A 6,817-nucleotide genomic window follows, 5' to 3' on the forward strand; every position below is an offset into this window, starting at 1 on the left:
CCCACACATGGCCAACCCTCACACCCTGCACCCACGCCAACCTGCTGCTGACGATCGGCGTCCGTACCGAAGGGACCCTGACCTCGCGATGACCCTCGCAGTCCGTTACAAGTCCGTCACCTCCATCATGCGCCAGGTGTCAGCAGTGCTTGCGATGGCCTGCTCCGCAGCGCTGCTGACATCTCTCACGACGCCGACCCCGGCCTCGGCCGCGACCCAGGCGACGTACTACGTCGCCCCCAACGGCGACGACGCCAACGCCGGGACGATCACCGCACCGTTCAAGACCCTGCAGCACGCACGGGACGTCGTGCGTACGGTCGATCGCAACATGACCGGAGACATCAACGTCTATCTCCGCGGCGGCAACTACCCGGTGACCAGCACCATCGACTTCACCTCGGCCGACTCCGGAACGAACGGCCACCATGTCGTGTACGCCGCCTACCAGAACGAGAAGCCGGTGCTGGACGGAGGCGTACAGGTGACCGGCTGGACTCAGCACAGCGGGAACATCTGGAAGGCCACGCTCAACCGTGACAACAAGCTCCGCGCCCTCTACGTCAACGGCAAGCGCGCCCAGATGGCCTCGAAGACGATCAACTCGGCCGGATGCTACGGGACCTACACCGTCACGGCCGGCCAGGCGCCCTGGGCCTGGGAGTCGGGTTCGCAGTGCGACGGGGCCAAGTACAGCCTCTCCGATCTGCCCGCCGTCGCGTCCAACCAGGACGATGTCGAGATCGCGTCGGCGTCGACCTGGAACACGGCGATCGTGGGTGTCCGTCAGATCACCACGAGCTCGAACGGCGCCAATCGCGTGGCCCTGTTCCAGCAGCCGGGTGCGGCCATCGCCCAGGGGTCGCCGTACGGCAAGTTCAACCCCGGCGGCAGTCACACGTTTATGAACGCGTACGAGTTCCTGGACCGGCCGGGCGAGTTCTACTTCGACAAGACGAATCACACGCTGTACTACTACAAGTCCAGCTCCGAGGACATGACCACGGCGAAGGTCTTCGCGCCGAACAACGTGTCCACCCTCCTCAAGATCGCCGGCACGTCCACGACCGACCACGCGCGGAACATCACCTTCTCCGGGCTCACCGTCGAGCACTCAGACTGGAACCTGGTCAACGTCGCGGGTTCCGTCTTCCGGCAGGGCCAGCAGGGCAACGCCAGCTCGACCGTGTACGCGAAGCAGAACTTCCACGCGTACACCTACCGCAACGTCGACCTGCCGCCGGGGATCATCCAGATCGAGAACGCGGACGGGATCGTCCTGCAGCGCAACACGGTGCAGCACACCGGCGCCGACGGGATCACCCTGGCCAACGACGTGACGGACTCACAGTTGACCGGCAACTACACCAATGACATCGCCGGATCCGCCACCACCGTGGGACACCCCCAGCACGTGTACATCGGGGACTACACCTCGACCAACCACGAGAAATACCCGGTGAACGTCGAGGGCGTCTGCAAGAACATCACCGTCACGGACAACTACCTCTACGACAGCGCGGTCCTCTTCCAGGGGTCCAGCCCTGTGTCGGCGTACTTCGCCGATTCGCTGTCCGTGCAGCACAACCGGATCGAGAAGTCGCCGTGGGCGGGCATCACCCTCGGCTGGGGCTGGTGGAACTTCGACGGATCGACGAACTCGATCCGCCCCGGCGTGCCGACCACCACGGCAAGGAACAACACCATCAGCCACAACCAGATCGTCGACACGATGCAGGTGCTCGGCGACTCAGCTCCCATCTACACGCTGGGCAGCCAGCCTGGAACCGAGATCAGCAACAACTACATCCAGGGCGTTCCGGCGGGCCACAAGTACGGGATGCACCCCGACGAAGGCTCCGCCTACCTCAACGAGCACGACAACGTGCTCGATGTCGACCCGAACGTGGCCTACACCATCAACTCCGGCACCTGGGGCCGTCAGCACGACCTGAGCATCACCAACACCTACGGCACCGTCAACAAGATCGCCAGCAAGAGCGTCCCCAACAGCACCATCCAGGACGTGCGCGCGTACTCGGACAACGTGTGGCCGTCACAGGCGTACGACATCGCCGTGAACTCCGGTCTGGAGGACGCCTACAAGGACCTCGTCCCCCAGAGCAACCTGGCCCTGCAGGACTACGCCCTGCCCGCGAGCACGTTCACCGGCAAGGGCGTGTCGTCCATCCCCGTCCGCACCATCGGTGATGCGACCAGGACGCTCTGGCTGGCTCCCTCCGGTACGACGACGTTTGCCGTCGGCCCCACCATGACGAAGGCAGCCGGAACCGCGACGACCATCAACGTCCCACCGACGGTCGGCGACTACCGCCTCTACGTCGTGGACGCCCAGGGGAACGCGTCCGCCGCGTCAAAGTCCCTCGTACGGCAGCGATGGGCCTACGTCGACGACAAGGACTCGAGTCTGACCTACTCCTCCACCTGGTCGAACTGGAACGACTCCAAGGACTTCAACGGATCCGAGAGGTACACCAACAAGGCCGGCGACTACGTCCAGTACTCGTTCACCGGCTCGGGCGTCCGGTATCTCAGCATGAAGCAGCCGAACATGGGGAAGGCCGACGTCTACATCGACGATACCCTGGCGCAGTCGGGCATCGACGCCTACGCCCCGACGGTGACGAAACAGGTGCCGCTGTTCGAGAAGACGGATCTCCCCGCGGGTCCGCACACCATCAAGGTCGTCTGCGACGGAACGAAGAACGCGGCCTCGTCCAACACCGTCTGCGCGCTGGACGCGTTCGCCTCCATCCCCTTCCCCGCCAAGAACGCGTTCTACAAGGTCCTCAACAAGAGCAGCGGCAAGGCGGCCGACGTCTCGGGCGCATCGTTGACCGCCGGGGCGAACGTCATCCAGTGGAACGACACCGGAGCGCAGAACCAGAACTGGCGGTTCGTCGCGGTGGGTGACGGCAGCTACGAGATCGTCAACCAGAACAGCGCCCTGCTGCTGGACGTCACCAGCGCATCCACCGCGGACGGCGCGACCGTCCTACAGCAGCCGGACAACAACGGTGCGAGCCAGCACTGGACGCTGACCGCGAGTGGGAACGGCTACTACAAGATCAAGAACGTGAACAGCGGCATGCTGCTCGCGGGGTCCAGCTCGTCGACTCAACTCGTGCAGACGACGGACACGAACGCCGACAGCCAGCTGTGGCAGGCGGTGAACGTGGACTGATTCCGCCGGCCGCCGGCGACCGCACACCCCGCTCAGCCGCCTCGGCCTGCTGCTGCCGGGTGGACCGAAAGAGACGAAGGACATGAGGGATGGTGCCGGTGAAACGCGGACCGGCACCATCCCCTACTGATCTCCACCACCGCGCACTCGCGCACACATTCGTCCAACACCCGTGGCGACTCCTGAACAAGGACGGAAATCGTGGACCTCACCAGACGACAACTCGGCCGGCTCGCCGTGATCGGCACCGGGGCGTTCCTGCTGCCGGGCCTGCTGCCCCCCAGCATGGCGGCGGCAGCCACACCTCCCGCCGGTACGTGGGGGGACCAGGGCGACGGCACCTACGTCGACCCCTTCCTCCCCGGTGACTTCAGCGACTGGGACTGCATCCGGGTCGGCGCCGACTACTACGGCATCACCAGCACGTTCGGGTACTCCCCCGGCGTGGCTGTCCTGCACTCGACAGACTTGGTCAACTGGCGCACGCTCGGCGGCGCGGTCGACGATCTCACCAGTATCGGCCCGCAGTTGAACTGGGACCGGATGAACCGTTTCGGCCGTGGTGTGTGGGCGGGGGCCATCCGCTTCCACGCGGGCCGGTACTGGGTGTACTTCAACACCCCCGACGAGGGCTTCTTCATGACGTCGGCCCCCTCGCCGAGCGGGCCGTGGGATCCGCTGACGGCGGTGTGGCGGACCTCCGGCTGGGACGACCCGTGCCCGTTCTGGGACGACGACGGCCAAGGCTACCTGATCACCACGCACTACGCGGACAGCTACAAGATAAACCTGTTCAAGCTGTCCGAGGACGGCAAGTCGCTGGTCGGCTCGCCCACGGTCATCCACCAGTCGCCGGGCAGCGAGGCCAACAAGCTGTACAAGATCAACGGTCTCTACTACCACCTCTACAGCGAGGTGAAGTCAGAGGGCCGAGTGCTGATGATGAACCGCGGCTCCAGCCTCTACGGCCCCTACGAGACCCGGCAGCTGGAGCACGTCAACGCCGCGGTGGACCGTGAGCCCAATCAGGGCGGGCTGGTGCAGGCGCCGGACGGCACCTGGTACTTCGTGACTCACCACGGCCACGGTGACTGGGAGGGAAGGCCGCTGTCCCTGCTACCGGTGACCTGGGTGGACGGCTGGCCGATCCTGGGCCAGGTGGGCGCGGACGGCATCGGCACCATGGTGTGGACCGGCCAGGTGCCCGCCGGCGGCACACCCGGACTGCCCCTCGACGCACTGCCTCCTGTGGTGACCAGCGACCTGTTCACCGGCACCAGCATCAAGCCGCAGTGGGAGTGGTACTACCAGCCGCGCGCGGACCACTGGTCGCTGACCGAACGCCCCGGCTTCCTGAGGCTGAAGGCGTTCGCACCGCTGGCGGCCGACAACCTGACCAAGGTCGGCAACACCCTCACCCAACGGGTGCTGCGCACCGCGGGCGGTGCGACGGTGACCGTCCGCCTCGAACTGGCCGGCCTCGCCGACGGCCAGCACGCCGGACTGTGCCACTACGCGGCCACCTACGCCGGGCTGGGCGTCCGGCGCACCGGCACCACCACCACGATCGCTCACAACGCGGGCGGCACCCTGACCTACGGCCCGGCCGTCACGCAGGACGCCGTGTGGCTGCGCACCACCTGGAACGTGAGCGGCGTCAGCCAGTTCTCCTACAGCCTTGACGGAATTACCTTCACCGCGTTCGGCGGCACCTACCAGCTCACCTGGGGCGGTTACCGCGGCGACCGGGTCGGCCTCTACACCTACAACTCGAACAACACCGGCTACGTCGATGTGGACTCAGTGCAGTACACTATCGCGCCCACGCGGACCTACACGTGCGTCAGCGTGCGCAGCGGCAAGGTCGCCGACGTCTCCGGCGCCTCGACCGCGGAGGGCGCCTACGTGATCCAGTGGCCCGACAACGGCAAGCCGAACCAGCAGTGGACCTTCCAGTCCACCGCGGACGGCTACCACACCATCACCTGCGTCAACAGCGGCAAGGTCCTCGACGTGGCAGGGTCCTCACTGGCGGACGGCGCACGGGTCGTGCAGATGACCGCTGACGGCCGCACGAGCCAGCAGTGGCAGCTACGCCCCCAGGCCAGTGGCCAGTTCATTCTGGTCAACCGCAACAGCGGCAAGGTGCTCGACGTCAGCGGGGGCAGCACGGCCGATGGCGCCGCACTGATCCAGTACCGCGACACCGGCGGCTCCAACCAGCGGTGGACCTTCCACCGCGTCACCGGCTAGTCATGCCTGGTCAGGTCGGGATGGGTTGTGGCGTATCGCGGTGATAGGTGGGGCAGGCGCCGATCCGGACTGCGAGGAGTAGCTGCAGTTCGCGGGCGGCCTTGTAGAGGCTCAGGCCGACGCCGAGATGCCCACCACGTAGTCAAGGCCGCGTTCTTCCAGGCCGAGGCGGAAGGCTGCGGCATCGCTGTAGCCGCCGTCGGCGACCACGGAGGGACCCCGATGCCCCACGACCTCTCGTTGAACATATCCAGGGCGATCCCACTTCTCGACATGACCGACCTCTTCGGGGATGCCGCACTTCGTGCGGCGGGCCACCTTGCCGGATCGGCCTACGGTGAGGCGGGGTTCCAGCACTCGGCAGGAACAAGCGCCAGTCGACGGCCGCCGACGCTGCGTCGGAGGCCAGATGCAGCGACACCCCGGCCTGGCATTTGGTGACCTTGCCCGCGGTGCCGGTGCACTGCCTGGCCACGCATACCGATGCCTCCCCGTCCTTGAGGAAGCCGGTGTCATCGATGAGCCGCGCGGGGTTGGTTGCAGGGCACGGGACTGCCCTTCGGGGAACCTCAGCTGGGCTGGTAGACAGGCATCAAGCCCTCAAGCGGCGAGGGGAACGCCTATCTGAACATCTCCCCTTCACCAGTATCGCGGGCCTGGGCGCCAGGGCGTCGCGTCGTCGGCTGACGTCCGATCCGCTGCGTCCGCGGCCGGTGCTGCTCGCCGGGGCCGCAGGCGGGCGGCGCCGCGGAGCTGCTCATGTTCCTCGTCCCGTGGTTCGCAAGGCCGTCCCCACCTCAGGTGGGTGCGGAGCCAGTTGACGTGCTCCCTGGCCTAAGGTCCAGGGATTCCGGCCTGGGTCGTCTGACCCTTCCGGGGGCTTCCTGCTTCAACGCGCTGTGCCGGGACTTTCGTCCTGGTCTTACCGGCGCTCCACGAGGCGTTTGGCGTCTCCGCCCGTCCGGCGGCGACGATACGGCGTCCTTCGAAGAGGACGTTGCGTGCTGCGTTGTGGTCGCGGTCGTGCGCGGTGCCGCATGCGCCGCACGTCCACTCGCGGACGTGCAGGGGCTTGGGGCCGTCCCGGAATCCGCAGGCCGAGCAGACCTGAGAGGACGGGAAAGCGCGGTCCACCTTGGCGAAGGTGCGCCCGTGTTTGACCGCCTTGTACTCCAGCATGCCGACGAACGCGGACCATCCCGCGTCGTGCACGGACTTGGCGAGCCGGGTGCGCCCGAGGCCGGCCACCGCGAGGTCTTCCACGTACACCGCTTGGTTGTCGCGGATGATCTGTGTGGATGCCTTGTGGTGGAAGTCCCGGCGCCGGTCCGCCACGCGGGCGTGCTGGCGTGCGACCTT

4 protein-coding genes and 1 pseudogene are annotated in these 6,817 nt (G+C 66.6%); 2 read left to right on the plus strand and 3 right to left on the minus strand.

Translation table 11 applies throughout. The features are described 5' to 3' along the window. Nucleotides 1–127: 127 nt before the first annotated feature. On the plus strand, nucleotides 128–3,205 hold the full coding sequence (locus ACH47Z_RS38135; RefSeq protein WP_399082263.1) for an RICIN domain-containing protein: 3,078 nt from the start codon (nucleotides 128–130) through the stop codon (nucleotides 3,203–3,205). 201 nt (nucleotides 3,206–3,406) lie between these two features. Continuing rightward, nucleotides 3,407–5,458, plus strand: coding sequence for a family 43 glycosylhydrolase (locus ACH47Z_RS38140; protein WP_399082248.1), 2,052 nt, complete (start codon nucleotides 3,407–3,409; stop codon nucleotides 5,456–5,458). A gap of 111 nt (nucleotides 5,459–5,569) precedes the next feature. Here ACH47Z_RS38140 and ACH47Z_RS38145 read toward each other — a convergent pair whose 3' ends face one another. The 3 genes and pseudogenes from ACH47Z_RS38145 to ACH47Z_RS38155 all read right to left on the minus strand — a co-directional run. Further along, nucleotides 5,570–5,689 (minus strand): transposase, encoded by a 120-nt coding sequence (locus ACH47Z_RS38145; protein ID WP_399082251.1) that lies wholly within the window; start codon nucleotides 5,687–5,689, stop codon nucleotides 5,570–5,572. 121 nt (nucleotides 5,690–5,810) lie between these two features. Beyond that, nucleotides 5,811–6,047: pseudogene (locus tag ACH47Z_RS38150) on the minus strand (transposase); the annotation flags it as partial. Between the two features lie 245 nt (nucleotides 6,048–6,292). Then, nucleotides 6,293–6,817, minus strand: a 525-nt coding sequence (locus ACH47Z_RS38155; protein WP_399082254.1) for an RNA-guided endonuclease InsQ/TnpB family protein, incomplete at its 5' end; no start/stop codon positions are given.

It is taken from the genome of Streptomyces sp. NPDC020192 (genome assembly GCF_044388685.1).
Taxonomy (GTDB): domain Bacteria; phylum Actinomycetota; class Actinomycetes; order Streptomycetales; family Streptomycetaceae; genus Streptomyces.